We start from the raw sequence: 25765 nt of genomic DNA on the forward strand, positions 1-25765 counted from the left end.
CTATGATCCGCAAGACTGAGTCCATTCTTTTTGTTATTCCATTTGTAAGCGCAATGCTTATTGGATGCAGTGCTCATTTCCCAGCCCCTGTTTCTGGATTAAATAAAGATTACACAAATATCTCTCGTGGCAGTTACAGGGGGAGTTACTATCAAGTGGAGAAGGGTGATACCCTGTATTTTATTGCATACGTCACAGATAAGAATGTAAATGACATTATTCGTTACAATGATTTAAAAAAGCCTTACACCATTTACCCTGGTCAAAAATTGAAACTTTGGCAGCCCGTCTATAAAGCACCAGCTTACGGTGGGGCGGGGGCTGTAGGCGGATCCGTACCCGTTACACTAGCATCGACATCTGCGATTAATACAAAATCAAGTAAAGACTCTAATCAAGCAGTTAGCAGCAACAAGACGAAAGTTGACCCCATATCTTCCCAAAAAGCGACTGTGAACAAGGTTGATCAATCTTCAGCAAAGGAGTATGTTGGAGCTAAAAGTAAAACAAATGTTAATAAACCCGTCAGTTATGCGAATCCAAACAGTGAGAAAATTTCTAAATGGTTATGGCCAGCCAAAGGGAGGGTAATTAAAAATTTCTCAGCTGGAGACCAGGGTAACAAAGGTATAGACATTGCAGGACAGCGAGGTCAACCGATATCGTCGACAGCTAATGGAACCGTTGTATATTCGGGTAATGCACTCAAGGGTTATGGGAATCTTGTGATTATCAAACACAACGATAACTATCTCAGTGCTTATGCGCATAATGAACGGTTGCTCGTGCACGAAGGACAAAGTGTAACAGCAGGCCAGAAGATCGCAACGATGGGCAGTTCTGGAACTAACAGTGTTCGACTACACTTTGAAATTCGTTACCAAGGTAAGTCAGTGAATCCTAAACGCTACCTACCTTAATACTTTATAGATTTATAGCGGCATTAAAAGAAATGCTTCGCTAGATCGCCAGGGGGAGGCGCTATGAGTATCAGTAACACAGCAACGAAAGTCGAAGAGTATGAGCTTGAAGCAGAAATGGAAGCGATTCAGGCTGATGATTCCACAACCACGGGCAGTGCCCAAGCCGAGGATGCAAAAGAAGATTTTGATGTATCCACTAAAAGCTTGGATGCGACCCAACTTTATTTAGGAGAAATAGGTTTTTCACCTCTGCTTACCGCAGAAGAAGAGGTACTATATGCTCGTCGTGCTCTTAGAGGAGACGAAGCAGCTCGTAAACGTATGATTGAAAGTAATCTTCGTTTAGTGGTGAAAATATCCCGTCGATATAGTAACCGTGGTCTCGCGTTACTTGATCTTATTGAAGAAGGCAACCTAGGTTTGATCCGAGCGGTCGAAAAGTTTGACCCCGAGAGAGGCTTTCGCTTTTCAACTTACGCAACATGGTGGATAAGACAAACCATTGAGCGTGCTTTGATGAATCAGACTCGGACTATACGTTTGCCCATTCACGTCGTAAAAGAGCTTAACATCTATTTACGTACAGCCAGAGAGTTATCTCAAAAGCTTGATCATGAGCCAACAGCGGAAGAGATCGCACTTCAACTAGATAAGCCAGTTGATGATGTCAGTAAGATGCTGCGTCTTAATGAGCGCATCAGTTCAGTCGATACTCCAATTGGTGGCGATGGTGAGAAAGCACTGCTTGATATCATTCCTGATGTAAACAATTCAGACCCCGAAGTTTCTACTCAGGATGATGATATTAAGTCTTCATTGATTGATTGGCTTGACGAGTTAAACCCAAAACAAAAAGAGGTCCTCGCACGTCGGTTTGGGCTATTGGGTTATGAGCCTTCAACTCTAGAGGAAGTCGGGCGTGAGATTAACCTTACTCGAGAAAGGGTAAGACAAATACAGGTTGAAGGTTTGCGTCGCCTAAGAGAAATCTTGATTAAGCAGGGCCTTAACATGGAGAGTCTATTCAGTATTAATGAAGAGTAGGTGAGCTTAAGTTTAGAAAAAGCCTTGATGTGTTCAAGGCTTTTTTATTAGTCGTTATTTATCTTTATCCTTGCAAGGGTATACTTTAACTAATTTGATGCGGTTTTCTTCTAGGTCAACGATTTCCATTGGATGGCCTGAAACTTGAACACTGATATGGCTTTCTGGTATGTCTTCCAAATGTTCCAATATGAGTCCATTTAATGTTCTAGGACCATCTGTTGGTAATGTCCACATTAGCCCTTTGTTGATGTCTCGGATGTTTGCACTACCCTCTATCAAAAAGCTTCCATCGCCTTGAGGTATAATTTCATCAGACAGACTTGGAGTGATGGAAGTCGTGAATTCACCAACGATCTCTTCCAAAATATCCTCAAGAGTAATAAGACCAATGATATCGCCATACTCATTAACAATCAGGCCAATACGTTCTTTGTTGCGCTGAAATTTAAGCAATTGGATATTGAGAGGCGTGCCTTCTGGAATAAAGTACACTTCGTCAGCAGCACGCAGTAAGGTTTCTTTATTGAACTCATTCTTCTCCAGCATCAGACGATAAGACTCTCGCAGTCTTAGCATGCCGACCACTTCGTCGATTTGATCTCGATACAGAACAACACGGCCATGTGGGGAGTGAGTTAATTGTCTTACTATGGACTTCCAATCATCATTTATGTCGATACCAGTAATTTCATTTCTTGGAACCATAATGTCGTTTACAGTCACATTCTCTAAGTCGAGAATCGAAATCAGCATATCTTGGTGTCGCCTAGGAATAAGACTACCAGCTTCGTTAACCACAGTACGTAACTCTTCAGAGCTTAAATGATCATCACCGCCATGCTTGGCTCTGATCCCTAACAACCGAATAAAACCATTAGTGATGAAGTTAACCAACATGACTAATGGCGACAGCAATTTCATTAATATGGTGAGAAGGATACTGCTTGTGTATGACACTCGTTCAGGGTAAAGGGCGGCAAGAGTTTTAGGCGTAACCTCAGCAAATACGAGGATAACCATAGTTAATGCGCCTGTTGCTATCGCTACGCCAATATCGCCGTACAGACGCATACCTAAGATGGTTGCGATGGCGGAAGCCAAAATGTTAACTAGGTTGTTGCCGATTAAAATCAGCCCAATGAGTCGATCAGGGCGCGCTAGTAGTCTTTCTACACGTTTAGCGCCTTTATGACCATGATTAGCTAGGTGTTTAAGCCGATATCGGTTCAAAGCCATCATGCCTGTCTCTGAACCTGAAAAATATCCTGAAATAACGATAAGACACGCGAGTAGGGCAAATAATGCACCCGTTGATATGTCGTCCAAAGCTGAATGTTTCCTTTTGAGGTTTGGTTAATTTATGACCTAAGCCAAGCGTGAAGTCAATCTCAGGTTATAAGTAAAACATTGTAAAAGAAAGGCGTATTGTGCGCACTCTTAAATATCAATTATTTAAGAATGATTTCACGAACAAATCGACTTCCGAAGTAGGCTAAGGTCAACAAAGTTGCGCCAGCAACGGCAAACCAAGTTACCTTACGACCTCGCCAACCTTTTTGGTAGTGACCCCAAAGTAAAATTGAATATACGATCCACGCGATAAAAGACAGGACCCCTTTATGTGCTTTGCCTTGAGCGAACATATCCTCAACAAAAATAAACCCTGTTAAAAGAGTCCCTGTAAGCAGAAGGTTACCGATCAGGATAATTTTAAACAATTGCCTTTCGACCATCAGTAGCGGCGGTAAATTTGAGTTTATACTCAATGCTTTTTTCGATTTGAGTTTGTGATCAAGCCATGCTAATTGAAGAGCATAAAGCGCACCGATAGTTAAGGTTGAATATGAAAAAAGTGCCAAGGAAATATGGATGAGCAGTTTTGGGTCTTGTTCTAAGTGAGTAATGAAGGTACTGGGTAAGAAGGCCGCTGCAGATAGGTTAATCGCTGCAAAACAATAGACGACAGGAAGCAGAAACCATAAACGCGTTTTTAGCATTGCTAAACTTAATACCAAAGAAATAATGAAACTTATCAATGAAGCGACATTGAGAATGCTGAGATTTTGCCCTGAGCCTTCAATGATAAGATCGCCCAACAACCAAGCATGAAAGGCCAGAGCTAAAAATGCACTGGCTGATACCGTTTTGGTTCGAATGCCGACCTGATGTACTAGGCCCGGAACTATGGTTGCGATTGCTAAAACATAAAGTATTGCAGCAGCAACGGCGATGATGTTGTCCATGCTTCTCTGTTATTTGGTGAATTTTTGATAAATTATACCTTGCATCAAAAGCTTGGGCTATGACTTATATAGCTGATTTGCGTGTTATGAGAGATCAAAAGTTACTATAGCAGTGCAAAGCAGTGCCTGGCTAAGGTATACTCACAATAATTTTGTCGCCAATTAACAGGCGGTGGCATTTAGGGTCGCTCAGATAAAGAGACTAAGATGTTTGATAATTTAACGGATCGATTATCCAAAACCCTGAAGAATATCAGTGGTAAAGGTCGTTTGACCGAAGACAACATAAAAGACACATTGCGTGAAGTGCGTATGGCTTTGTTGGAGGCGGATGTTGCCCTTCCTGTCGTGCGTGATTTCGTAAAACGGGTCAAAGAAGGGGCGGTTGGCGTTGAGGTTTCAAAGTCTCTAACTCCTGGGCAAGAATTTATTAAGATTGTTCAAGCCGAACTTGAAGCTGTCATGGGGGAATCTAACGAGGCGCTCAACCTAGCAGCTCAACCGCCAGCCGTTATTTTGATGGCCGGTTTACAAGGTGCGGGTAAAACGACCTCTGTTGGTAAGCTGTCTAAACTATTAACAGAGCGCGATAAGAAGAAAGTTCTTGTTGTTTCTGCCGACGTATATCGACCTGCTGCGATCAAGCAGTTAGAAACACTTGCATCAGATGTAGGTGTTGATTTTTTCCCATCTTCAGCAGACCAAAAACCATTAGATATTGCTAATGCTGCGATAGACCACGCCAAGAAAAAGTTTTATGACGTACTGCTTGTTGATACAGCAGGCCGCCTAGCTGTCGATGAGCAAATGATGGCTGAGATTCAGGAGCTTCATACGGCAATTACTCCTGTTGAAACACTGTTTGTTGTTGATGCAATGACAGGACAAGATGCAGCGAACACAGCAAAAGCGTTTGGTGATGCATTGCCTTTAACAGGGGTTGTTTTGACCAAGGTGGATGGTGACGCTCGCGGTGGTGCAGCCTTATCTGTACGCCATATCACGGGTAAACCCATCAAATTTTTAGGCGTTGGTGAAAAAACGGATGCTCTAGAGCCCTTTCACCCTGAGCGTGTTGCCTCTCGTATTCTTGGCATGGGAGATGTACTTTCTCTGATTGAGGATCTTCAACGCAACGTTGATACCGAAAAAGCAGAAAAACTGGCTAAAAAGTTCAAAGAAAAGAAAGGCTTCGATCTTGAAGACTTCCGTGAACAATTGGGACAGATGCAGAATATGGGTGGCATGATGGGAATGCTAGACAAACTGCCTGGTATGTCTCAGTTGCCCACGGATGTAAAAGATAAAGTTGATGATAAAATGTTCAAACAGATGGAAGCCATTATCAACTCGATGACAATGAAGGAGCGTCAACGCCCTGAACTTATTAAAGGTTCTCGTAAAAAACGCATTGCCGCCGGTTCAGGAACGCAAGTTCAAGATGTTAACCGCCTACTCAAGCAATTTACTCAAATGCAGAAGATGATGAAGAAAATGCAAAAAGGCGGCATGAAAGGCATGATGCGTAACATGCAAGGTATGATGGGTGGTATGGGCGGAGCTGGCTTCAATCCATTTGGTCGATAGTCGATAACCCATTAAAAATTCAAGGTGTTATATAGCTCACAAAATGGTTACTGCTTTATCTAATGATACAGTGGCACTAGATTGGTGAAAAAATAGCTAAATACCTTGCAATACTGCGGAATAAGAGTAAAATTCCGGAGCTTTATTTTGGCACGAGACCCCAAACTGTTTCATATGAGCAGTCCTTGGGGTTAATTTTATTTTTGAGAAAGCAAAGAGGACGACATGGTAACCATTCGTTTGGCACGTCACGGCGCGAAGAAGCGTCCATTTTATCAAATCGTAGTAGCGGACAGCCGCAATGCTGCAACTGGCCGTTTCATTGAGAAAGTGGGTTTCTTTAACCCAACGGCTAAAGGTCAAGAAGAAGGTCTACGTCTAGACCTAGATCGCGTAAACCACTGGGTTGGTCAAGGTGCATCTCTATCTGACCGTGTAGCTAAGCTAGTAAAAGACGCTCAAAAAGCGGCTTAATTCTTAATTCAAGAAGAAGTAATTAGCTTATGTCGATGAAAGGTAAAGAAACAACGAGCAGTGATAAGATTGTAGTAGGTAAGCTTGGTGCTTCTTACGGCATTCGTGGCTGGCTTAAGGTTTTTTCCTACACAGACAATACTGAAAGTATATTTGATTACTCACCATGGTTTATAAACCAAAAGGGTGAATGGGTTGAGCAAAAAGTAGAAAGTTGGAAGCGCCATAACAAAGGTTTGGTGGTAAAACTTGAGGGTCTAAACGTGCGTGAAGATGCACAGTTGTTGACTAACTTTGAAATTGCTATTGACCCTGCTGTATTACCGGAATTGCCAGAAGATGAATTCTACTGGCGTGATCTGATTGGAATGCAAGTAGTAACTGATAAAGGTTATGATTTGGGTATAGTCTCTGACATGCTTGAAACGGGTTCCAACGATGTTTTGGTGGTAAAAGCAAATCTAAAAGATGCTTTTGGTCAAAAGGAACGACTAATTCCGTTCCTTGAAGAGCAAGTGATCAAACTTATTGATCGCCAAGCTCAACGGATCGAAGTTGACTGGGATCCTGGATTCTAACTCCAAGTAACGGAGCAATTGAACCAAGTTTATATTGGTGAAAACATGTGGGTTGGCATAATTAGCCTTTTTCCAGAAATGTTCCGCAGCGTTACTGACTATGGGGTAACAGGTCAAGCGGTTAAAAAAGGTCTTTTGTCAGTTGAGACATGGAATCCTCGCGATTTCACTCACGACAAACATCGTACCGTCGATGATAGACCTTACGGTGGTGGCCCTGGTATGTTGATGATGGTTCAGCCTTTGCGCGACGCTATTCATGCTGCTAGAAACGCCTCACCAGGTAAGACGAAAGTTATCTACCTATCTCCTCAAGGTCGTAGACTTGACCAAAAAGGAGTGGAAGAGCTGGCAAAAAATGAGAACTTACTTCTGATTTGTGGCCGCTATGAAGGGGTAGATGAGCGTGTCATCCAAGCTGAAGTTGATCAAGAATGGTCAATTGGAGATTTTGTGATGACGGGTGGTGAAATACCAGCCATGACGTTAATTGATTCTGTTTCACGGTTTATACCGGGAGTGTTAGGAGATTTTGCGTCGGCAGAAGAAGACTCTTTTGCTAACGGTTTGTTAGATTGCCCTCATTACACGCGACCAGAGATGTTAGATGGTCAACCAGTACCTGAAGTACTGACATCTGGCAACCATAAAAACATTCGTCGCTGGCGACAGAAACAGTCGTTGGGCCGCACTTGGCTAAGAAGACCAGAGCTCCTGGAAAACCTAGCTCTGACTGACGAACAGGAACAATTACTGGCTGAGTTCATAAAAGAACATCAAAAGCAGTAACCTATTAAATTTAGTATCAGTTTATTCTAGGAATATTGAAAATGAGTAACATCATCAAGGCTCTTGAAGAAGAGCAAATGAAAAAAGATCTACCTAACTTTGCACCTGGTGACACAGTTGTTGTTCAAGTTAAGGTTAAAGAAGGTGAACGTGAGCGTTTACAGGCTTTTGAAGGCGTTGTAATCGGTATCCGTAACCGTGGTCTACATTCTGCATTCACTGTACGTAAGATCTCGAACGGTGAAGGTGTAGAGCGTACGTTCCAAACTCACTCTCCAATGGTTGATAGCATTGAAGTTAAGCGCCGTGGTGCAGTACGTCGTGCCAAGTTGTACTACCTACGTGAGCGCTCTGGTAAGTCTGCTCGTATTAAAGAGAAACTTGCTAAGAAGTAATGCTTTAACTAGCGTTCTCATCGTATCAGCGGAGGCAAACCAGCTTCCGCTTTTTTATTCTTTAACATAATGGTTCGAGCTAGGTTAGTACTGCTCTTCTGACCAACCGTCAGCATCAGACATGTCCGGTGCGCCGGGAATGGAATTTTCCTCATCTGCCCACCCACCAAAATCTATCATTTGACACTGCTTACTGCAGAAGGGACGGTGAGGGCTGGTTGCTCCCCACTTAACATCTGTGCCGCACTTTGGGCAAGCAACCGTAAAGACTTTGGTCATAATGACTTCTCTAGAAAAAGATTTATCTTAGCTACACACAGCTAATTGGAACTCGATATTATCGCAGGAAGCTTGGCCTGAAGCAAAAAAGATAAATTTGATTGCGAAACGATTCTTGTGACCTGAAATCATGGGGTACACCCCATACTCCATTGGGATTTCAAGGCGGAGTATATTGGCATCTTCTGCATCGCTTTGATAAAAACCAGAACGAGCTTCTTGCGGTTGGAGATGTCCGGTCTCACGTGTCAGACGCAGCCAAAGCTTGAGCGCATCAGTGAGAGGTTGCAAGTTTTCTATCCATTTACGGCTGTCTTCAATTTTCTGTTTGATGGGAAGGTGCAGCCAATGGTGAAGCGCTGGTAAATCGAAGCAGCATGAGCCCCCAGGCAAATTAAATCTTTGCCTAATCGTACTGAGAAAGCGGTCTTCTTTAAGGCTTTGACCAAAACGCTCTGCTGCCATTAGTTTACTGTGGACCTCATCAACTTCGGCTAACACGTTGTTGAGCATTTTTTGATCTACACCTTCCACGTGTAGCCATGAACGATAGGAAAGACGCTGTTTTTCGATGTCTTTAGCTAACTCACTTTTCAGTTGTATTTGTTCAAAGATTTCAAGTAAGTCAAAAAGTGAGCGAAAAAACAGCAGGTGTTGCATGTCATCGCTAAATTGGGATGACATATTTAGTTGAGTGAGCAAGGCTTCAACTCGTAGATATATCCGAGTTTTCTCATTCAATGGATGTTCAAAGTAGTGCGTTGTCATTCCATGTAGCCTTTGATTATTCTTCCCTTATTCTGACCGATTTCCCATACTTAATTCTAGATACTTTTTATGTAATTCTGTGATTTCAGGCAAAAGATCCTTGTTTATCGTATCATTTTTGATTACATCATCCGCAACACTGAGCCTATCACTGCGACTTGCCTGAGCTGCAATGATGGCTTGAGCTTGTTCAAGTCCCACCTTGTCCCTTTCCATTGTCCTTAGCAACTGGGTTTGTTCATCAACATCAATTACCAAAACTCTGTCAGTCAAGTTTTGCAGCTTGTTCTCAACCAGCAATGGTACCACGAGCAACACATATTGTGATGACGCCTTGGCAACATCTAACTGCATTTTTTCCCTAATCATAGGGTGAAGTAGCGCATTGAGCCATGTTTTGTCTTCTTCACATTCGAAGACCTTATTTCTTAGTTTAGCTCGGTTTAATGTTCCGTCACTCAATAAGATATTAGAACCAAAACGAGATTTTATCGCTTTTAATCCTAAGGAATCTTTTTCAACGACTTGTCTCGCTGTAATATCAGCATCAATAATCTCTATGCCAAAGTGAGAATTAAATAGGTTTGCCACTGTGGTTTTCCCACTTGAGATCCCCCCAGTAAGCCCGACAACAAAGGGCATCTTAGACTCCAATAATTGTAGTGAAGTACCAGTTTATAATACTTTCTCCCCAGATAGCACTTACCCAACCTGCTATGGCGAGGTAGGGCCCGAAAGGGAACGCTTTGTCTATGCCTTGCTTTTTAAAACCTAGTTGGATAAGCCCAAATATGAGCCCAACTAGAGACGAAAGTAAAACAATAATGGGTAGGTATTGCCAACCAAGCCAAGCTCCTAAAGCGGATAGTAGCTTGAAATCACCATAGCCCATGCCTTCTTTGCCTGTGATAAGTTTGAAAGCCCAGTATACAGACCATAGGCATAAGTAACCTGTGATGGCTCCAATCACTGAATCTTGCAATGATACAGGGCTTATCTCGAGGAGAGATAAAGTGATGCCCGACCAGGCCAAAGGCAGAGTCAGTTGATCTGGCAATAGCATAGTATCCAAATCAATGAATGTTGCAGCGATGAGGACAAAGGTAAAAAAGAGTAAAGCAATGGCGAAATAACTGAACTCGAACTGATACGCTATGGTCAAGCTGAGCAGTGCAGACAGCAGTTCAACAAAGGGATAACGAGCGCTTATCTTGGCTTGGCAATAATGGCATTTCCCTCTCAACACTAGCCAACTTACTAGCGGAATGTTGTCACGAACACGAATCGGCGTATGGCATTTAGGGCAATGGGAATTCGGGGTGCTCAGGTTAAACTCACCTGAAGGCGGCTTTATTTTGTATTCGGGAAAGCAATCTGCGCACTCTTTCCGCCATTCATGTTCCATGATCTTCGGTAAACGATGAATGACAACATTAATAAAGCTTCCTATGATTAGGCCAAATAAAGTGGCTAAGGTTGGGAATAACCAAGGGTGATAAAAAAACAGATCCATATGTAACTCAGCCGATTTAGGAAGTAGAGGTGATTCAAGGAGACTATATTAGCTCATTACGTTAACTAAGTTAAAGATGGGCAAGTACATAGCGGTCACCAAACTTGCGACAATTGTACCTAGTACCACAATCACAATAGGTTCAATTGCCCGACTCAGATAGTCGATAATTTTTTCAATCTCATTTTCATAGTCATCTGCGACACGATTTAACATCTCAGCAAGGCGCCCAGATTCTTCACCTAGCATAACCATTTGCATTATAAATTCGTCAAAGGCGCCACTGCTGCGCATTGCTTGGTGTATTGGGACGCCAGAATCCACTTCTTGGATAACCGTATACATTGCTGTTTGATAAAACGTATTGTCAAATGTCTGGGCCGCTGCGTGCAAACTCGGAGTAATTGGAATACCGGAATCAAAACAGGTTGCTAGTGTTCTAATAAATTGGCTAAGACAAGCCAAACGATACAATTTACCAAGCACAGGTACTTGGAGCTTCATTCTGTCTAGCTTTTTTTTCCAGGGGATTGAGTATCTGTATCCAAGTCGTATCGATACTATGAGAAGTATAAAACCAAGAGCAGTGTGAAGTCCGTAATTTATCGTAATTTGTGAAAGGCTAATGACTTGTTGAGTAAACCATGGCAAGGGAGCGTTATAGCTTTCAAACATGCGTTCAAGTTCAGGAATAACTTGAGTGAGCATTAGGATAGTGACAAGCCACGCTGTCCCAAAAACCAAACAGGGATATATACTTGCCCCTACAGCTTTTGAGCGAATATATTCTATCTTTTCTCTATGAGTTGCTATGCGTCGTAAAGATTCTGCTAGTTGTCCAGAACTCTCACCCGCATGAATAATTGCGAGATATAAGGAATCAAAATGAGTGGAGGACTCTTTCAGTGTTTGGGTTACGGATAATCCTGATTCGAGCTTTTGACGTATTAGCCATATGATGGATCTAATTCCTGCCTTGGAAAGATTGTTTGCAACAATTTTGAGTGAAGTTGTGATTGGTAGTCCGGCGTCGATCATACTGGCCCATTGTCGTGTTAGCAGTGTAACTTCTTTTGCGTTGACCCTCTCTCGCATTTGACGGTAAGCAGGTAGTCTGCGTTTTAAAATAAAGCTTACATCAATACCTTGATCATCAAGATAAGCTAGGACTTGAGAGCGACTAAGCGCGAGTATTGTTCCTTGCTGTTTTTGATCATTTGAACCAAAACCACACCAATAGTAACGGCTTAACTTGGGAGCTGACATACGGGGGTACACCTCATGGAGCTAGTATACGTTGCAGTTCGGCATAGCTAGTTATTCCTTGGTTAACTCTCTCTAATCCAGACTGATAGAGCGCTTTTATACCTTGCTTTTTAGCTAGTTTATCCAATTGGTGTTGGGCGTCTTTTTTTAAGATCGAATCGCTTATCTCTGGAGTGATACTAAACATTTCATAGATACCGATCCGGCCTAAATATCCATTATTGCAGGCACCGCACCCATGGGAGCTGGCTTGATAAAGCACGGAGTAATCGTCTTTCGATAAACATTCGGGTATTGGTGCAGGAATCTTACACAAAGGGCACAGACGACGGAGTAATCTTTGGGCAATCACTAGGCAAAGCGAAGCTGCGATGTTATGTGGTTCTATGCCAATATTTTTAAGGCGAGTGATTGCTTCAGTGCTTGAGTTTGTGTGCAATGTCGCTAGAACCAGATGGCCAGTTTGAGCGGCTTTAGTTGCTATATCTGCTGTTTCTTTATCTCGTATTTCACCTAGCATGATGACATCTGGATCCTGACGAAGAAAAGCTCGTAAAGCTTCAGCGAAGCCAAAACCAATTTGAGGCTGGATCTGAACTTGATTGATACCTGAGATGCTTATTTCAATTGGATCTTCAGCAGCTGAGATATTGAGACGTTCACTATCGAGTGTAGATAAACCGCTGTATAAAGATAAGGTTTTACCACTCCCTGTTGGTCCAGTAATCAGAATAAGACCTTGAGGTTTCTTTAATGCTTGCTCATAAATTTGGCGTTGTGCAGTGCTATAGCCCAGAACTTCAAGATCTAAGCTAGTGACTTGGTTGTCTAAAATTCTTAATACTAACTTTTCGCCCCACATGGTGGGTAGAGTTGAAACACGAATGTGTACATCATTTGATTTGGTTAATCTATGAGTAAGACGACCATCTTGAGGTAAACGACATTCAGAAATATCCAGTTGCGATAAAATTTTGACTCTTGCGACAAGCCTTTTGCAAATTTGATGCGGTGATTGGTGGACCTCAACTAATATCCCGTCGCAGCGAAACCGGATTCTAAACGATTGTTTATAAGGTTCAAAGTGAATATCAGATGCTTTTTGGCGAACGGCTTTAGAGATGACCTGATGAATGTAGCGACTAGTATGCGATTCATCTCGCTGCGCCTCATCCTTTACTGTTACCTGATTGATAATTAAATTATCGAGTTCGTGAAAATCCATCTCTTGGTTGTTGGAGGAGAGGTAAGTCTTTTCTGTTGCATACAATGCACTGGCTGGTTGTTCGTTAATAACATTGGCATTAAAAAGTAATCTTGGAAGTCGGCTCATCATTAGCTCCCGGGGCACCAATATTCACTGTCAGTTCCTGCGCAATTAAGGCTCCAAACCAAACCATTGCTGGATTCTTGGCTTGTCAGAGAGAGGACCGAATCTGAGGGTAGAGAGCCTTTTGAACCTATGGTGACGGCCTTGATTATTGTATCGCTATTATCCGATAGAGCTTCTATAGAATAGCCATTAAAGATCTGTTGAGAGGGTATTCCGTTTTGCCCTGAAATACAGCTAGCAGGCGAATCAGTGGTTGAGATGCAAATACCGACGGCCATTTTCATCGCTGACATGGTTGATAAAATTTCACTAGCGTGAGCACGCTTGGTGTAGTTTTGGTAACTTGGAATAGCGAATGATGACAAAATTCCTATGATAGCGACAACTATCATCAATTCTATGAGAGTAAAACCTAGTGATTGCTTCCTTTCTGGTGCCATCATTAATCATTTACTTGAAGAGGAAATGACATTCACTATATGAAAGTAAGTCTATTTTATCCTTGATAATAAAGTAGATAATTGAAGTTTATTGGCGGAATTAGTTTGTTAGTTACATGCATGTTACACAAGGCAAGAAAATGGTGTTAGTTGAGGCTTTCTATCAAGGTAAGGAGCAAGAGAGATTGGTCATCTCTCTTGCTGATTGTTATTTAAAGCGCATTGATAGGTCAAGTGCTTTGATATGCTTGGTGAGAGCGCCCACTGAAATATAATCTACGCCTGTTTCTGCATATTCTCGTAACGTCTCAAGCGTCACGTTACCTGAGTTTTCCAGTGCTGCGCGACCTGCGTTAATTTTGACCGCTTCACGCATCATGTCTGTGGTAAAGTTGTCCAACATAATAATATCAGCACCAGCTTCAATCGCTTCGGTTAGCTCTTTTAGGTTTTCTGTTTCAACTTCAATAGGTTTTCCTGGGTGAAGCTGTTTTGCAGTGAGTATGGTCTGAGTAATGCCACCATTGGCAATAATATGGTTTTCTTTGATCAGATAGGCATCGAATACACCAATACGGTGGTTAAAGCCCCCTCCACATGCAACCGCATATTTCAGAGCGCTTCGCAAACCTGGAATGGTTTTTCTAGTATCGAGAAGACGGCAGTTGGTGCCTTCTAATTGCTTGGTGTACTGAGCGGTTGTGGTTGCGCAGCCTGACAGCGTTTGTATAAAGTTCATGGCATTGCGTTCACCAGTAAGAAGAGCTCGTGATGGGCCAGAGAGGTCGCAAAGGACTTGGTTTGGCTCGACTCTATCGCCGTCTTTAACATGCCATTCAATGTTTACGTCGCCGCCCAACTGTTTGAACACTTCATTGGCCCATTCACTACCGCAAAATATTCCATGTTCCCGAGTAATGATACTTGCTTCATTATGCGCATCTACCGGAATTAAACTTGCGGTAATATCTGCGGCTGGGTTAAGTGTGCCACCTAAATCTTCTTTGATTGCTTCAGTCACTGAGCGAGAAATTTCTTTTGGTAGCTGTTGTTTCAAATACTCGAGGCGTTCGTTGCTGTTGTGGGTGTTTTTCATCACAAATTTAATAGGCAGTTTTACATGAGTGGATGCATAATACGATGACTAGCAGGGAAATTCAGCCATTATTCTGGTATTTAGTGTTCGACAATATAAAATCAACAACTTAAAAATAAACTAGGTGATAGAGATGATAGATGGCAATGGTTGGTATAAAGGAGCGAGGCATGTTCCCTCTCCGTTTTCTGATTCTAGGCCGGATGCTGAAGATATCTCCTTGCTGGTGATCCACAATATTAGTTTGCCACCGGGTCAGTTTGGTGGGCCATATATAGAACAGCTGTTCACAGGTCAACTGCAGCCCACAGCGCATCCTTTTTTTGCTGCCATATACCAAAGTAGGGTTTCGGCTCATTGTCTGATTAGGCGAGACGGTGAAGTTGTCCAATTTGTTCCATTTACCGCTAGGGCTTGGCATGCTGGTATTTCAAGTTTTGCTGGACGAGACAAGTGCAATGATTATTCGATTGGTATTGAGCTTGAAGGCAGCGATTTTGTTTCTTATACCGATCAACAATATCAGGCATTGAGCATTTTAACTAACAGCATACTAGCTCGCTTCCCCAAAATTATTTTGCCGAGAATTACAGGGCATCAATATATCGCGCCAATGCGTAAAACGGATCCGGGTTTGGTTTTTGATTGGCAGCGTTATCGTAATGAATTGAAGAGCTAGCTCTAGTTCAAGGAATGAAAGAGACATGAGATAACCCCTCATTTCAAGAGAGGTTGACGTCTTTATACAAGCTTTATGATGCCGTCAGAGAGTTTGTTGATACTCTACCAAAACTTGCTCAATCCATGTGGCAATGCGTTCATCACTAAGTTCATATTGTGAATCTTCATCCAAGGCTAGGCCAACAAATTGCTTTTGATCTGCGGTAAGTGCCTTAGATGCGTCGAATTGGTAACTTTCATCATTTGGCCAGTAACCAATAAAATTAGCGCCTACTTTTTCCAATTGTTCGTGAAGCATACCCATCGCATCTAGATACCACTCACCGTATCCTTCTTGATCACCTAAGCCGAATAAGGCAACGGTTTTGCCACTAAGCGATAAGCTAGCAATATCATTCCAAACTTCATCCCAATCTTCTTGAATTTCTCCAAAATCCCATGTCGATATACCAAGAATGAGCAAATCATAGTTTGCCATTTCAGTAAGAGGAGTTTGTTTGACATTGAAAATATCGACTAAGTCCTCACCTAAAATAGCTCGCATTTTTTCTGCGGCCATTTCTGTATAGCAGGTAGTTGAACCGTAAAACAGACCAATCTTCATTACTTTCTTTTTCACTTATTACGACTAATAGCGAATTCTAACCATAAAATGGCGAGCTTTGCAGCGAATATGCCGAAGAAAAAGTAATTTTTATGGCTTTATTATCTCACGCCACTTACATTGAGCACATATCTCATCAATAAGGATTAATGTGTCAGACAATATTTCTTTTGAACAGGGTATAATCGAACAGTTTCTTGATGCGATGTGGATGGAAAGAGGACTGTCTGAAAATACTTTGGCCTCTTATCGTAACGATTTGTCTAAGCTAGTGAAATGGATGTTAGATAATAACTACCGGCTTGATTTTATTAGCTTGTCAGGGCTCCACGAGTACCAGAGTTGGTTAATGGAACAGGGGTATAAACAGACGTCTCGCGCAAGAATGTTGTCCGCGATTCGGCGTTTATTTCAGTATCTTCATCGTGAAAAAGTGCGCAGTGATGATCCTAGTGCGCTTCTTGTCAGCCCTAAACTACCCAAGCGTTTACCCAAGGACTTGAGTGAAGAACAAGTTGAAGCGTTATTGAACGCTCCTGATCCTAATAATGCGATGGAATTAAGAGATAAAGCCATGCTTGAGTTGTTGTATGCAACTGGCCTTCGAGTGACAGAGCTGGTGAGCCTTACCATGGAAAATATTAGCCTGAGACAGGGTGTTGTGCGTGTTACGGGTAAAGGTGGAAAAGAGCGGTTGGTCCCGATGGGAGAAAATGCGGTTGAATGGATTGAAACTTTTATGCAACATGGGCGGTCTGAGTTGCTAGGAGAAACAACGTCTGATGTGGTGTTTCCCAGTAAAAGAGCGCGTCAAATGACACGCCAAACATTTTGGCATCGTATCAAGCATTATGCCATTATGGCCGGAATTGATACCGAGTTGTTGTCACCGCATGTACTGCGTCATGCATTTGCGACTCATTTGCTTAATTACGGCGCAGATCTTAGGGTTGTACAAATGTTATTAGGACATAGCGATCTTTCGACGACACAAATTTATACTCACGTGGCAACCGAGCGACTAAAACAGTTACACAGTGAGCATCATCCAAGAGCATGAGGGAACTCCCTTTTGCAGTAAATTATAAGGTGAATTCAATGAGCGTATTACGCCGAATGACTCTGCTTACCCTTCCATTATTAGTCGCTGCTCAGGCAGTGACTGCGGCAGAGACTAAAATAGATAAAGCCCAGCTTGAAAAGCGATTCTCTAAATTAGGGCTAGAAATCAATAAGGTAGTGCCCGCCGATATCAAAGGTTTGGTTGAGGTACAGACCAGCGGTGGAGTTCTTTTTGCCTCGCCAGATGGTGAGTATTTTTTAGCCGGTACTTTGTACAAGTTAGACAAAGATGGCCAATATGAAGATGTACTCGCAAAGCGTCAGGCTCCTATTAATGCTGCCAAGATCAACAAATTCCAAGATAGCATGATTGAGTTCAAAGCTAAGGATGAAAAATATGTTGTCACTGTATTCACCGACATTACCTGTGGTTACTGCGTGCGGTTACATAATCAGATGAAAGATTATAACAAATTGGGTATCACGATTCGCTATATGGCGTATCCACGCCAAGGTGGAACAGGCTCAGTTGCCGACCAAATGGCGAGTATTTGGGGAGCGAAGAATCCTCAAGAGGCAATGCATGACGGAAAGGTGAAGCGTGAATTCCCTGAAAAGAGTAAAGACTTTGCCAAATATCAAGAGATTATAAAGAAGCATTATGCTTTGGGTCGAGAACTAGGTATCAGTGGAACACCAGCGATCTTCTTACCTGGTGGAGAAATGGTTGGTGGTTACCTTCCGCCTGATCAAATGCTAAAACGTTTGCAACAGACTGAAAAGTCATAATCTATTGTTGTCTTACTAAAAAGTAGTGAATCACCTCATGATGGATACATTGATTGAGGTGGTTATTTTCTGACTTCTCTTTGCCTCGCCATAAAATATCTGCTCAATGAAACATTTATGATAGAAATACAACGTCGTCCAGAAATGGATCTTACTATGCTTGAGGCTGATATTGCGCCTCTTCTTAAACGCATCTATATTTCGCGTGGTATCACTTGTCCACAGCAACTAGATACTGCTGCTCGCGCTCTGCATTCCTATCAAAAGTTAGATGGTATTGAGGCAGCGGTAGCTATCTTGTATCAAGCAATCTTAGACAACAAACGTATTATTGTGGTCGGCGACTTTGATGCCGATGGGGCAACTAGTTCGGCTTTGTCTGTGCTTGCGCTTCGAATGCTTGGTTCAACCAATGTAGATTATTTAGTGCCCAATCGTTTTGAAGATGGCTATGGCCTCAGTCCTGAGGTGGTCGACCAGGCGATTGAAATCAGCGCTGAAGTTATCATGACGGTTGATAATGGTGTGTCCTCTATCGAAGGCGTGCGGTATGCCAAGTCACAAGGCTTGACTGTGCTGGTGACCGATCATCACTTGCCTGGAAACGAACTTCCTATCGCTGATGCCATGGTTAATCCGAATCTTGAATCTTGCGCTTTTCCATCAAAAGCTTTGGCTGGAGTAGGGGTTGCGTTTTATCTGATGATGGCTTTGTGTGTCCACATGCGCAAACTAGGCTGGTTTTCCCAACAAGGCATGCCAGAACCAAAATTAATGGAGTTACTTGATCTGGTTGCGCTTGGTACCGTGGCTGATGTGGTCCCTTTGGATGAGAACAATCGAATTTTAGTTCATCAGGGATTGCTACGTATACGGGCGGGTAAGGCTAGACCAGGAATTCAGGCGTTAATAGAAGTAGCAAAGCGCGATGCAAGAAGGTTGGTGGCGGCCGACTTTGGTTTTGCACTCGGTCCGAGAATTAATGCAGCAGGACGTTTGGATGACATGTCATTTGGTGTTGAACTTTTGCTCACCGATAACATACATGCAGCGCGCCGAATGGCGAGTGAATTAGATGGCCTCAATCAAACCCGCAAAGAAATTGAAGAAGGGATGAAGCAGGAGGCGATGGCATTTTGCGAGCGTTTACAGTTTAGTGATGATGCTATGCCCTATGGATTAGTATTATTTCAACGCGACTGGCATCAAGGTGTGATTGGTATTTTGGCATCTCGAATCAAAGAAAAGTTTCATCGTCCAGTGATTGCTTTTGCCGATGGCGGTGAAGGTACGTTGAAAGGTTCATGTCGTTCCATTCCCGGTTTGCATATGCGTGATGCACTCGATCGTATAGATACACAGAATCCCGGTTTGATCATTAAATTTGGCGGTCATGCGATGGCGGCTGGCTTAACCATTTTAGAACAGGATTTTGAGCGTTTTTCGCAATTGTTTGATGCAGGAGTAAAAACAGAGCTTGATGAAGCAGCGTTAAAGGGCGTTATTCTCTCTGATGGAGAACTTAAACCAGAAGAGTTTTCAATGCATACCGCTGAATTACTTCGCTCTGCTGGACCTTGGGGACAAGCTTTCCCAGAGCCAGTGTTTGATGGAGAATTTAAACTGCTCCATCAAAAGCTGGTGGGAGAAAAGCATCTAAAGCTTATGTTGGAGCCGCTGCATAAAGGTCATCCAACCAATATTATGTTGGATGGGATTGCTTTTAATGTTGACTTACGCCGCTGGCCAGATGCATCCGTTAAAACGGTTCGTTTAGCATTTAAACTTGATATCAATGAATTTCGGGGTAACCAGTCATTGCAATTAATGATTGACCATCTTGAAGCAAAGTAAAGGTTACATCTATACCTCCATTATGACTGGCTGAATTAGACCTTCCTAATCATAACTGAACTGGTTTTAGTCAAGTCAGTTCAGTAGCTTACCTTTCCATTTCTTCACACTGAGTTGTCGATTTTGATAAATAACCCCTGCTGATTTATTGAAACTTAGCTTTGGTATCTTGTTCTAAAATTGAGTTGCAGCGTCATTCAAGATACGCATGTATATTTATTGTAATTGGTCTGACCAATTGAGTTGCTGTTTTAATCAGCTATTGTTATCAAAGTGTTGATGGTTATCCACTTCAATGATATGGGTCAATTTATGACTGGAACTTGCGTTTTAATTATGTTAATTTCGTCGCCAATATGAAATTGGTAATACCAATTGACTGCAAAGAGTAGAAGAACAAAAAATATGGCTTATCAAAGGATTCGTCAGCCGAAACTTTCCGATGTTATTGAACAAGAGTTAGAGAGGCTGATTGTGGAAGGAACCTTATCTCCAGGGCAGCAGTTGCCCCCGGAGAGAGAACTAGCAAAGCAGTTTGATGTTTCTCGCCCCTCAATCCGAGAAGCCATTCAGCGTCTAGAAGCCAAACGTCTTCTTACACGTCGCCAAGGTGGTGGGACTTTTGTTAGCGAGAAAATTTGGACGAGTTTTTCCGATCCTCTGCTAAATTTATTGTCTAGCCACTCGGAAACACAGTTGGATTTGCTTGAAACGCGTCATGCGATGGAAGGTATCTCCGCTTACTTTGCAGCAGTTCGTGGAACCGAACAGGACTTTACGCGTATTCAAGCTTGCTTGAAACATATTAGCGAAGAACAAACCAAGAAGAATGTTGAGGCGGAAGCAACGGCGGTTATGCAGTTTCTCATCGCTTTAACTGAAGCAGCTCACAATGTGGTTTTATTGCACATTGTACGCAGTTTGGCACCGCTATTAGAGCAAAATGTCCTGCAAAACCTCAAACTCTTACATCGCCGCGATGATGTGGTTGAAAAAGTAAGTAAACACCGAGCTAATATTGTAGATGCGATTGTTTCAGGTCAGCCTGAGAAAGCACGTGAAATGTCACATTCACATTTAGCTTATATTGAAGAAACATTGTTGGATTTGAGTCGTGAAGAGTCTCGTCGAGAGCGTTCTTTACGTCGAATTCAGCAGGGTAACGATTCATAACATCGTTACTTATAATAAGTAGATCCAACCAACAGAAGGATAGATCGCCATGTCTGATATGAAGCATGACGTAGATGCACTCGAAACTCAAGAATGGTTACAGGCCCTTGAGTCAGTGGTACGTGAAGAAGGTGTAGAGCGTGCTCAGTTCCTACTAGAGCAAGTTCTAGACAAAGCACGTCTAGACGGTGTTGACATGCCAACTGGAGTCACAACGAATTACATCAATACGATTCCAGCAGATCAAGAACCCGCTTACCCAGGTGACACAACCATTGAGCGTCGTATTCGTTCCATCATTCGCTGGAATGCAATCATGATCGTTTTACGTGCATCGAAGAAAGACCTTGACCTAGGTGGTCATATGGCGTCTTTCCAGTCTTCTGCTGCATTCTACGAAACATGTTTCAACCACTTTTTCCGTGCACCTAACGAAAAAGATGGTGGTGACCTAGTTTATTACCAAGGTCATATCTCTCCGGGGATCTATGCGCGTGCTTTTGTTGAAGGCCGCTTAACTGAAGAGCAACTCGATAACTTCCGTCAGGAAGTGGATGGGAAAGGCATTCCTTCTTACCCACACCCTAAACTCATGCCTGAGTTCTGGCAGTTCCCAACGGTTTCCATGGGACTAGGTCCTATTTCTGCTATCTATCAAGCTCGCTTCCTTAAATACTTAGATGGTCGTGGTCTTAAAGATACTTCTGAGCAGCGCGTTTATGCCTTCCTAGGTGATGGTGAGATGGATGAGCCAGAGTCACGTGGTGCTATCTCTTTCGCGGCTCGTGAAAAGCTGGACAACCTTTGCTTCCTGATCAACTGTAACTTACAGCGTTTAGATGGCCCTGTAATGGGTAACGGTAAGATCATTCAAGAGCTTGAAGGCTTGTTTAAAGGTGCTGGCTGGAACGTGGTCAAAGTTATTTGGGGTAACAACTGGGATTCTCTACTGGCTAAAGATACCACAGGCAAGTTACTTCAATTAATGAACGAAACAATTGATGGTGATTACCAAACGTTCAAAGCTAAAGATGGCGCGTATGTTCGTGAGCACTTCTTCGGCAAGTACCCAGAGACAGCTGCACTTGTTGCTGACATGACAGATGATGAAATCTTTGCGCTTAAGCGAGGCGGTCATGAATCATCTAAGCTTTACGCGGCGTACAAAAATGCTGAGCAGACTAAAGGTCGTCCAACTGTTATTTTAGCTAAAACAGTTAAAGGCTATGGTATGGGTGATGCAGCTGAAGGTAAGAATATTGCTCACCAGGTTAAGAAAATGGACATGACTCATGTTCTGCATATGCGTGACCGTTTAGGCCTACAAGATCTATTGACTGACGAAGCTGTCAAAGATTTGCCATATCTGAAGCTAGATGAAGGCTCAAAAGAGTACGAATATCTGCATGCTCGTCGTAAAGAACTTAAAGGTTATACACCTCAGCGTCTGCCTAAATTTACTCAAGAACTCGCGCTACCTGAACTCGAAGAGTTTGGTCCTTTGTTGAGTGAACAAAAGCGTGAAATCTCTACCACAATGGCCTACGTTCGTACCTTAAATATTCTATTGAAGAATAAGGGCATTGGTAAAAACATTGTTCCAATTATATGTGATGAAGCTCGTACCTTTGGTATGGAAGGTCTATTCCGTCAAATCGGTATTTATAACCCACACGGTCAGGAATACACGCCTGAAGACCGAGGTGTTGTTTCTTACTATAAAGAAGCAACCTCGGGCCAAGTACTTCAAGAAGGTATCAATGAGCTAGGTTCTATGGCTTCTTGGGTTGCTGCAGCGACCTCATACAGCACTAACGATCTGCCAATGATCCCATTTTATATTTACTACTCAATGTTTGGTTTCCAACGAGTAGGTGATATGGCATGGATGGCTGGTGACCAACAATCACGTGGTTTCTTGCTTGGTGCGACTGCCGGTCGTACAACACTTAATGGTGAAGGCTTACAGCACGAAGATGGTCACTCACACATTATGGCAAATACGGTACCTAACTGTATTTCTTACGACCCAACTTTCGCTTACGAAGTTGCAGTCATCATGCAAGATGGTATTCGTCGCATGTACGGTCCAGAGCAAGAAAACGTGTTCTATTACCTGACGCTGATGAATGAAAACTACGCAATGCCAGCAATGCCAGAAGGTGTGGAAGAGGGTATCCGTAAGGGTATCTACAAACTTGAAAGCTATTCAGGTAAGCGTGGTAAAGGTAAAGTTCAATTAATGAGCTCTGGTACCATAATGAATGAAGTGCGCAAAGCGGCGCAAATCTTGAGCGATGATTACGGTATTGCGTCTGATGTTTACTCGGTAACATCTTTCAATGAAGTAACTCGTGATGGTCAAGCAGCAGAGCGCTTTAACATGCTACATCCTGAAGCAAAAGCTCAAGTACCCTACATTACCAAACTAATGGGTAAAGAGCCGGCAATTGCTGCAACTGACTACATGAAGAACTATGCAGAGCAAGTTCGAGCATTTATGCCTTCTGAATCATTCAAAGTTCTTGGTACTGATGGTTTCGGTCGTTCGGATAGCCGTGAAAATCTTCGTCGTCACTTTGAAGTGAATGCAGGCTACGTTGTTGTTGCAGCGCTAACAGAACTTGAAAAGCAGGGTAAAGTTGATAAGTCAGCGATCACTGAAGCGATCAAAAAGTTCGATATCGATACTGAGAAAACTAACCCGTTGTACGCTTAATTAGAAAGGTAGATAAGAAATGGCAATCGAAATTAATGTACCAGATATCGGTGCGGATGAGGTTGAAGTTACTGAAATTCTTGTAAGCGTTGGCGACAAGGTTGAAGAAGAACAGTCTCTAATTACTGTTGAAGGTGACAAAGCTTCTATGGAAGTTCCAGCATCGGCAGCGGGTATTGTTAAAGAAATTAAAGTCGTTGAGGGTGATAAGGTATCGACTGGCTCGCTGATCATGGTATTTGACTCTGAAGACGGTGCAGCAGACGTTGCCCCTGCAGCTGTTGCCGAAGCGCCTGCGGCTGCTCCAGCATCATCTGAACTGAAAGAAGTTCATGTGCCTGATATTGGCGGTGATGAAGTTGAAGTAACTGAAATCATGGTTGCCGTTGGTGATAGCATTGAAGAAGAGCAATCTCTTCTGACTGTTGAAGGTGACAAAGCTTCGATGGAAGTACCTGCACCATGTGCTGGTACTCTAAAAGAGATTAAGGTTGCAACTGGTGATAAGGTTACAACGGGTTCTCTGATCATGGTGTTTGAGGTCGCTGGTTCTGGTGCAGTATCAGCGCCAGTCGTGGCAGATGCGCCAGTTGCTGCAGCACCGACAGCTTCTGCAGTAAAAGAAGTGAATGTCCCAGATATTGGTGGCGATGAAGTTGAAGTAACTGAAGTCATGGTTGCTGTCGGTGATACAGTGGAAGAAGAGCAATCTCTTATCACTGTTGAAGGCGATAAAGCTTCTATGGAAGTGCCTGCCCCATTTGCAGGGACTATCAAAGAAATCAAAATCTCAACCAGTGATAAAGTATCGACTGGCTCTCTGATCATGGTCTTTGAGGTTGCTGGCGCAGCCCCTGTAGCTGCTGCTACTTCAGCTCCAGCTCCAGCTCCAGCTCAAGCGGTAGCACCTGCTCCAAAAGTAGAGACTCCGGCTGCAGCTCCAGCCGCAACAGGTGACTTCCAAGAGAATAATGAGTATGCGCATGCATCTCCTGTCGTTCGTCGTCTTGCTCGTGAGTTTGGCGTTAACCTAGCTAAGGTTAAGGGTACTGGTCGTAAGAGTCGCATCCTTAAAGAAGATGTGCAGTCATACGTGAAAGAAGCACTCAAGCGTCTTGAGTCCGGTGCAGGCGCTGCATCAGGCCAAGGTGATGGCTCTGCACTTGGCCTACTACCATGGCCAAAAGTCGACTTTAGCAAGTTTGGTGAAACTGAAGTACAGAAGCTTTCTAAGATTAAGAAGATCTCAGGCGCAAACCTGCATCGTAACTGGGTAATGATCCCTCATGTTACACAGTGGGACAATGCTGATATCACCGAGCTAGAAGCCTTTCGTAAAGAACAAAATGCGATCGAAGCGAAGAAAGATTCGGGAATGAAGATTACTCCTCTAGTCTTTATCATGAAAGCTGCAGCGAAAGCGCTAGAAGCTTTCCCTGCGTTTAACTCTTCACTATCTGAGGATGGCGAAAGCATCATTCTGAAGAAGTATGTCAACATAGGTATTGCAGTCGATACGCCAAACGGTCTGGTTGTTCCTGTGTTTAAAGACGTGAACAAGAAGGGCATTTACGAGCTGTCTGAAGAGCTAATGGTGGTATCTAAGAAAGCACGTTCAGGTAAGTTGACAGCAGGTGACATGCAAGGCGGGTGTTTCACCATCTCTAGCCTTGGTGGTATCGGTGGTACTGCGTTTACCCCAATCGTAAACGCGCCAGAAGTGGGCATCTTAGGTGTGTCTAAGTCTGAGATGAAGCCTGTATGGAACGGTAAAGACTTTGAACCGCGCCTGCAGTTACCTTTGTCACTATCGTACGATCACCGCGTCATTGACGGTGCAGAGGGCGCTCGCTTTATCACTTACTTGAACGCTTGTCTGTCAGACATTCGTCGTTTGGTTCTTTAACCAAAATTTGTTACCTAGAGGCGGCTGTTTGAGCCGCCTCTGTTACTTAAAACATCTGACAGTTAAGTGAGGCAAGAGGTTTTCTTCGCTGAATTGTCGGCTAGCTCACAGGCTAAATGGAATTGCTTTTCACACCATTAACATCTCTGTAAACTGTTGGCGGTCTGAAAATAACTGTTTAAAACTAACCACTCTTAAACATAAGAATCAATACCCACTCGCCTGTTAGGGATAATGACTACAAGA

At 43.0% G+C, this 25765-nt stretch carries 25 protein-coding genes; 14 read left to right on the forward strand and 11 right to left on the reverse strand.

Annotated elements, in window-relative coordinates; translation table 11 throughout:
- The first annotated feature begins 2 nt into the window (after positions 1 to 2).
- Complete coding sequence (locus tag DPF90_RS03870) at positions 3 to 920, forward strand: peptidoglycan DD-metalloendopeptidase family protein (protein ID WP_114784884.1); 918 nt, start codon at positions 3 to 5, stop codon at positions 918 to 920.
- A 63-nt stretch (positions 921 to 983) separates the two neighbouring features.
- Entirely contained in the window at positions 984 to 1967 is a 984-nt protein-coding gene (gene rpoS / locus DPF90_RS03875) for an RNA polymerase sigma factor RpoS (RefSeq protein WP_114784886.1), read from the forward strand.
- A 54-nt stretch (positions 1968 to 2021) separates the two neighbouring features.
- On the opposite strand, the gene DPF90_RS03880 is transcribed toward rpoS, so the two are convergent.
- Together DPF90_RS03880 and DPF90_RS03885 are read right to left on the reverse strand one after the other, a co-directional pair.
- Positions 2022 to 3296, reverse strand: a complete 1275-nt coding sequence (locus tag DPF90_RS03880; RefSeq protein WP_114784888.1) for an HlyC/CorC family transporter — start codon at positions 3294 to 3296, stop codon at positions 2022 to 2024.
- Between the two features lie 122 nt (positions 3297 to 3418).
- A complete protein-coding gene (locus DPF90_RS03885) occupies positions 3419 to 4213 on the reverse strand; it encodes a cytochrome C assembly family protein (RefSeq protein ID WP_114784890.1) in 795 nt (264 codons plus the stop codon).
- 207 nt (positions 4214 to 4420) lie between these two features.
- On the opposite strand from DPF90_RS03885, the gene ffh reads away from it, so the two are divergent.
- From ffh to rplS, 5 genes are all read left to right on the forward strand, one after another.
- A complete protein-coding gene (gene ffh / locus DPF90_RS03890; RefSeq protein ID WP_114784892.1) occupies positions 4421 to 5800 on the forward strand; it encodes a signal recognition particle protein in 1380 nt (459 codons plus the stop codon).
- Between the two features lie 225 nt (positions 5801 to 6025).
- Positions 6026 to 6274 (forward strand): 30S ribosomal protein S16, encoded by a 249-nt coding sequence (rpsP, locus tag DPF90_RS03895; protein WP_005438039.1) that lies wholly within the window; start codon positions 6026 to 6028, stop codon positions 6272 to 6274.
- 29 nt (positions 6275 to 6303) lie between these two features.
- Complete coding sequence (gene rimM / locus DPF90_RS03900) at positions 6304 to 6852, forward strand: ribosome maturation factor RimM (protein WP_114784894.1); 549 nt, start codon at positions 6304 to 6306, stop codon at positions 6850 to 6852.
- Positions 6853 to 6897: 45 nt separating this feature from the next.
- Positions 6898 to 7641, forward strand: a complete 744-nt coding sequence (gene trmD, locus DPF90_RS03905) for a tRNA (guanosine(37)-N1)-methyltransferase TrmD (protein ID WP_114784896.1) — start codon at positions 6898 to 6900, stop codon at positions 7639 to 7641.
- A gap of 41 nt (positions 7642 to 7682) precedes the next feature.
- Complete coding sequence (gene rplS, locus DPF90_RS03910) at positions 7683 to 8036, forward strand: 50S ribosomal protein L19 (RefSeq protein WP_009602110.1); 354 nt, start codon at positions 7683 to 7685, stop codon at positions 8034 to 8036.
- A gap of 84 nt (positions 8037 to 8120) precedes the next feature.
- On the opposite strand, the gene yacG is transcribed toward rplS, so the two are convergent.
- The 8 genes from yacG to nadC all read right to left on the reverse strand — a co-directional run bounded on the left by yacG (position 8121) and on the right by nadC (position 14731).
- Positions 8121 to 8315: a DNA gyrase inhibitor YacG gene (gene yacG / locus DPF90_RS03915; protein WP_114784898.1), complete on the reverse strand. Its 195-nt coding sequence runs from the start codon at positions 8313 to 8315 to the stop codon at positions 8121 to 8123.
- A 27-nt stretch (positions 8316 to 8342) separates the two neighbouring features.
- Positions 8343 to 9083, reverse strand: coding sequence for a cell division protein ZapD (zapD, locus tag DPF90_RS03920; RefSeq protein WP_114784900.1), 741 nt, complete (start codon positions 9081 to 9083; stop codon positions 8343 to 8345).
- Between the two features lie 27 nt (positions 9084 to 9110).
- Positions 9111 to 9725, reverse strand: a complete 615-nt coding sequence (gene coaE / locus DPF90_RS03925) for a dephospho-CoA kinase (protein WP_114784902.1) — start codon at positions 9723 to 9725, stop codon at positions 9111 to 9113.
- A 1-nt stretch (position 9726) separates the two neighbouring features.
- The gene (locus tag DPF90_RS03930; protein ID WP_114784904.1) at positions 9727 to 10596 is read right to left on the reverse strand and encodes a prepilin peptidase; all 870 of its coding nucleotides are present in this window, start codon (positions 10594 to 10596) and stop codon (positions 9727 to 9729) included.
- 48 nt (positions 10597 to 10644) lie between these two features.
- Positions 10645 to 11862 (reverse strand): type II secretion system F family protein, encoded by a 1218-nt coding sequence (locus DPF90_RS03935; protein ID WP_114784906.1) that lies wholly within the window; start codon positions 11860 to 11862, stop codon positions 10645 to 10647.
- A 13-nt stretch (positions 11863 to 11875) separates the two neighbouring features.
- Complete coding sequence (locus DPF90_RS03940) at positions 11876 to 13195, reverse strand: GspE/PulE family protein (RefSeq protein ID WP_240314465.1); 1320 nt, start codon at positions 13193 to 13195, stop codon at positions 11876 to 11878.
- 2 nt (positions 13196 to 13197) lie between these two features.
- Entirely contained in the window at positions 13198 to 13638 is a 441-nt protein-coding gene (locus DPF90_RS03945) for a pilin (RefSeq protein ID WP_114784910.1), read from the reverse strand.
- A 205-nt stretch (positions 13639 to 13843) separates the two neighbouring features.
- Complete coding sequence (gene nadC / locus DPF90_RS03950; RefSeq protein WP_114784912.1) at positions 13844 to 14731, reverse strand: carboxylating nicotinate-nucleotide diphosphorylase; 888 nt, start codon at positions 14729 to 14731, stop codon at positions 13844 to 13846.
- Between the two features lie 133 nt (positions 14732 to 14864).
- On the opposite strand from nadC, the gene ampD reads away from it, so the two are divergent.
- Complete coding sequence (gene ampD, locus DPF90_RS03955; protein ID WP_114784914.1) at positions 14865 to 15410, forward strand: 1,6-anhydro-N-acetylmuramyl-L-alanine amidase AmpD; 546 nt, start codon at positions 14865 to 14867, stop codon at positions 15408 to 15410.
- Positions 15411 to 15494: 84 nt separating this feature from the next.
- Here ampD and fldB read toward each other — a convergent pair whose 3' ends face one another.
- Entirely contained in the window at positions 15495 to 16016 is a 522-nt protein-coding gene (gene fldB, locus DPF90_RS03960; protein WP_114784917.1) for a flavodoxin FldB, read from the reverse strand.
- A gap of 163 nt (positions 16017 to 16179) precedes the next feature.
- On the opposite strand from fldB, the gene xerD reads away from it, so the two are divergent.
- The 6 genes from xerD to aceF all read left to right on the forward strand — a co-directional run bounded on the left by xerD (position 16180) and on the right by aceF (position 25519).
- Positions 16180 to 17076 carry a site-specific tyrosine recombinase XerD gene (xerD, locus tag DPF90_RS03965; RefSeq protein ID WP_420855715.1) on the forward strand — a complete coding sequence of 299 codons (897 nt, stop codon included), beginning with the start codon at positions 16180 to 16182 and terminating at the stop codon, positions 17074 to 17076.
- 38 nt (positions 17077 to 17114) lie between these two features.
- Positions 17115 to 17867 (forward strand): thioredoxin fold domain-containing protein, encoded by a 753-nt coding sequence (locus tag DPF90_RS03970; RefSeq protein WP_114784921.1) that lies wholly within the window; start codon positions 17115 to 17117, stop codon positions 17865 to 17867.
- Between the two features lie 117 nt (positions 17868 to 17984).
- Positions 17985 to 19721: a single-stranded-DNA-specific exonuclease RecJ gene (gene recJ / locus DPF90_RS03975; protein ID WP_114784923.1), complete on the forward strand. Its 1737-nt coding sequence runs from the start codon at positions 17985 to 17987 to the stop codon at positions 19719 to 19721.
- A 405-nt stretch (positions 19722 to 20126) separates the two neighbouring features.
- On the forward strand, positions 20127 to 20894 hold the full coding sequence (gene pdhR, locus DPF90_RS03980) for a pyruvate dehydrogenase complex transcriptional repressor PdhR (RefSeq protein ID WP_114784925.1): 768 nt from the start codon (positions 20127 to 20129) through the stop codon (positions 20892 to 20894).
- Positions 20895 to 20943: 49 nt separating this feature from the next.
- Positions 20944 to 23613, forward strand: coding sequence for a pyruvate dehydrogenase (acetyl-transferring), homodimeric type (gene aceE / locus DPF90_RS03985; protein WP_114784927.1), 2670 nt, complete (start codon positions 20944 to 20946; stop codon positions 23611 to 23613).
- A 19-nt stretch (positions 23614 to 23632) separates the two neighbouring features.
- The gene (aceF, locus tag DPF90_RS03990; protein ID WP_114784929.1) at positions 23633 to 25519 is read left to right on the forward strand and encodes a pyruvate dehydrogenase complex dihydrolipoyllysine-residue acetyltransferase; all 1887 of its coding nucleotides are present in this window, start codon (positions 23633 to 23635) and stop codon (positions 25517 to 25519) included.
- The last annotated feature ends 246 nt before the right edge of the window (positions 25520 to 25765 follow it).

It is taken from the genome of Vibrio tetraodonis (assembly GCF_003350295.1).
In the GTDB taxonomy this organism is placed as follows: domain Bacteria; phylum Pseudomonadota; class Gammaproteobacteria; order Enterobacterales; family Vibrionaceae; genus Vibrio; species Vibrio tetraodonis.

Coding starts and splice junctions, on each gene's coding strand:
- DPF90_RS03935 (WP_114784906.1), bottom strand. CDS start 11,862: ATGTCAGCTCCCAAGTTAAGCCGTTACTATTGGTGTGGTTTTGGTTCA.
- recJ (WP_114784923.1), top strand. CDS start 17,985: ATGATAGAAATACAACGTCGTCCAGAAATGGATCTTACTATGCTTGAG.
- zapD (WP_114784900.1), bottom strand. CDS start 9,083: ATGACAACGCACTACTTTGAACATCCATTGAATGAGAAAACTCGGATA.
- nadC (WP_114784912.1), bottom strand. CDS start 14,731: ATGAAAAACACCCACAACAGCAACGAACGCCTCGAGTATTTGAAACAA.
- DPF90_RS03885 (WP_114784890.1), bottom strand. CDS start 4,213: ATGGACAACATCATCGCCGTTGCTGCTGCAATACTTTATGTTTTAGCA.
- pdhR (WP_114784925.1), top strand. CDS start 20,127: ATGGCTTATCAAAGGATTCGTCAGCCGAAACTTTCCGATGTTATTGAA.
- DPF90_RS03930 (WP_114784904.1), bottom strand. CDS start 10,596: ATGGATCTGTTTTTTTATCACCCTTGGTTATTCCCAACCTTAGCCACT.
- DPF90_RS03940 (WP_240314465.1), bottom strand. CDS start 13,195: ATGAGCCGACTTCCAAGATTACTTTTTAATGCCAATGTTATTAACGAA.
- rplS (WP_009602110.1), top strand. CDS start 7,683: ATGAGTAACATCATCAAGGCTCTTGAAGAAGAGCAAATGAAAAAAGAT.
- aceE (WP_114784927.1), top strand. CDS start 20,944: ATGTCTGATATGAAGCATGACGTAGATGCACTCGAAACTCAAGAATGG.
- rpoS (WP_114784886.1), top strand. CDS start 984: ATGAGTATCAGTAACACAGCAACGAAAGTCGAAGAGTATGAGCTTGAA.
- rimM (WP_114784894.1), top strand. CDS start 6,304: ATGTCGATGAAAGGTAAAGAAACAACGAGCAGTGATAAGATTGTAGTA.
- DPF90_RS03970 (WP_114784921.1), top strand. CDS start 17,115: ATGAGCGTATTACGCCGAATGACTCTGCTTACCCTTCCATTATTAGTC.
- DPF90_RS03870 (WP_114784884.1), top strand. CDS start 3: ATGATCCGCAAGACTGAGTCCATTCTTTTTGTTATTCCATTTGTAAGC.
- yacG (WP_114784898.1), bottom strand. CDS start 8,315: ATGACCAAAGTCTTTACGGTTGCTTGCCCAAAGTGCGGCACAGATGTT.
- aceF (WP_114784929.1), top strand. CDS start 23,633: ATGGCAATCGAAATTAATGTACCAGATATCGGTGCGGATGAGGTTGAA.
- trmD (WP_114784896.1), top strand. CDS start 6,898: ATGTGGGTTGGCATAATTAGCCTTTTTCCAGAAATGTTCCGCAGCGTT.
- coaE (WP_114784902.1), bottom strand. CDS start 9,725: ATGCCCTTTGTTGTCGGGCTTACTGGGGGGATCTCAAGTGGGAAAACC.
- ffh (WP_114784892.1), top strand. CDS start 4,421: ATGTTTGATAATTTAACGGATCGATTATCCAAAACCCTGAAGAATATC.
- fldB (WP_114784917.1), bottom strand. CDS start 16,016: ATGAAGATTGGTCTGTTTTACGGTTCAACTACCTGCTATACAGAAATG.
- DPF90_RS03945 (WP_114784910.1), bottom strand. CDS start 13,638: ATGATGGCACCAGAAAGGAAGCAATCACTAGGTTTTACTCTCATAGAA.
- ampD (WP_114784914.1), top strand. CDS start 14,865: ATGATAGATGGCAATGGTTGGTATAAAGGAGCGAGGCATGTTCCCTCT.
- rpsP (WP_005438039.1), top strand. CDS start 6,026: ATGGTAACCATTCGTTTGGCACGTCACGGCGCGAAGAAGCGTCCATTT.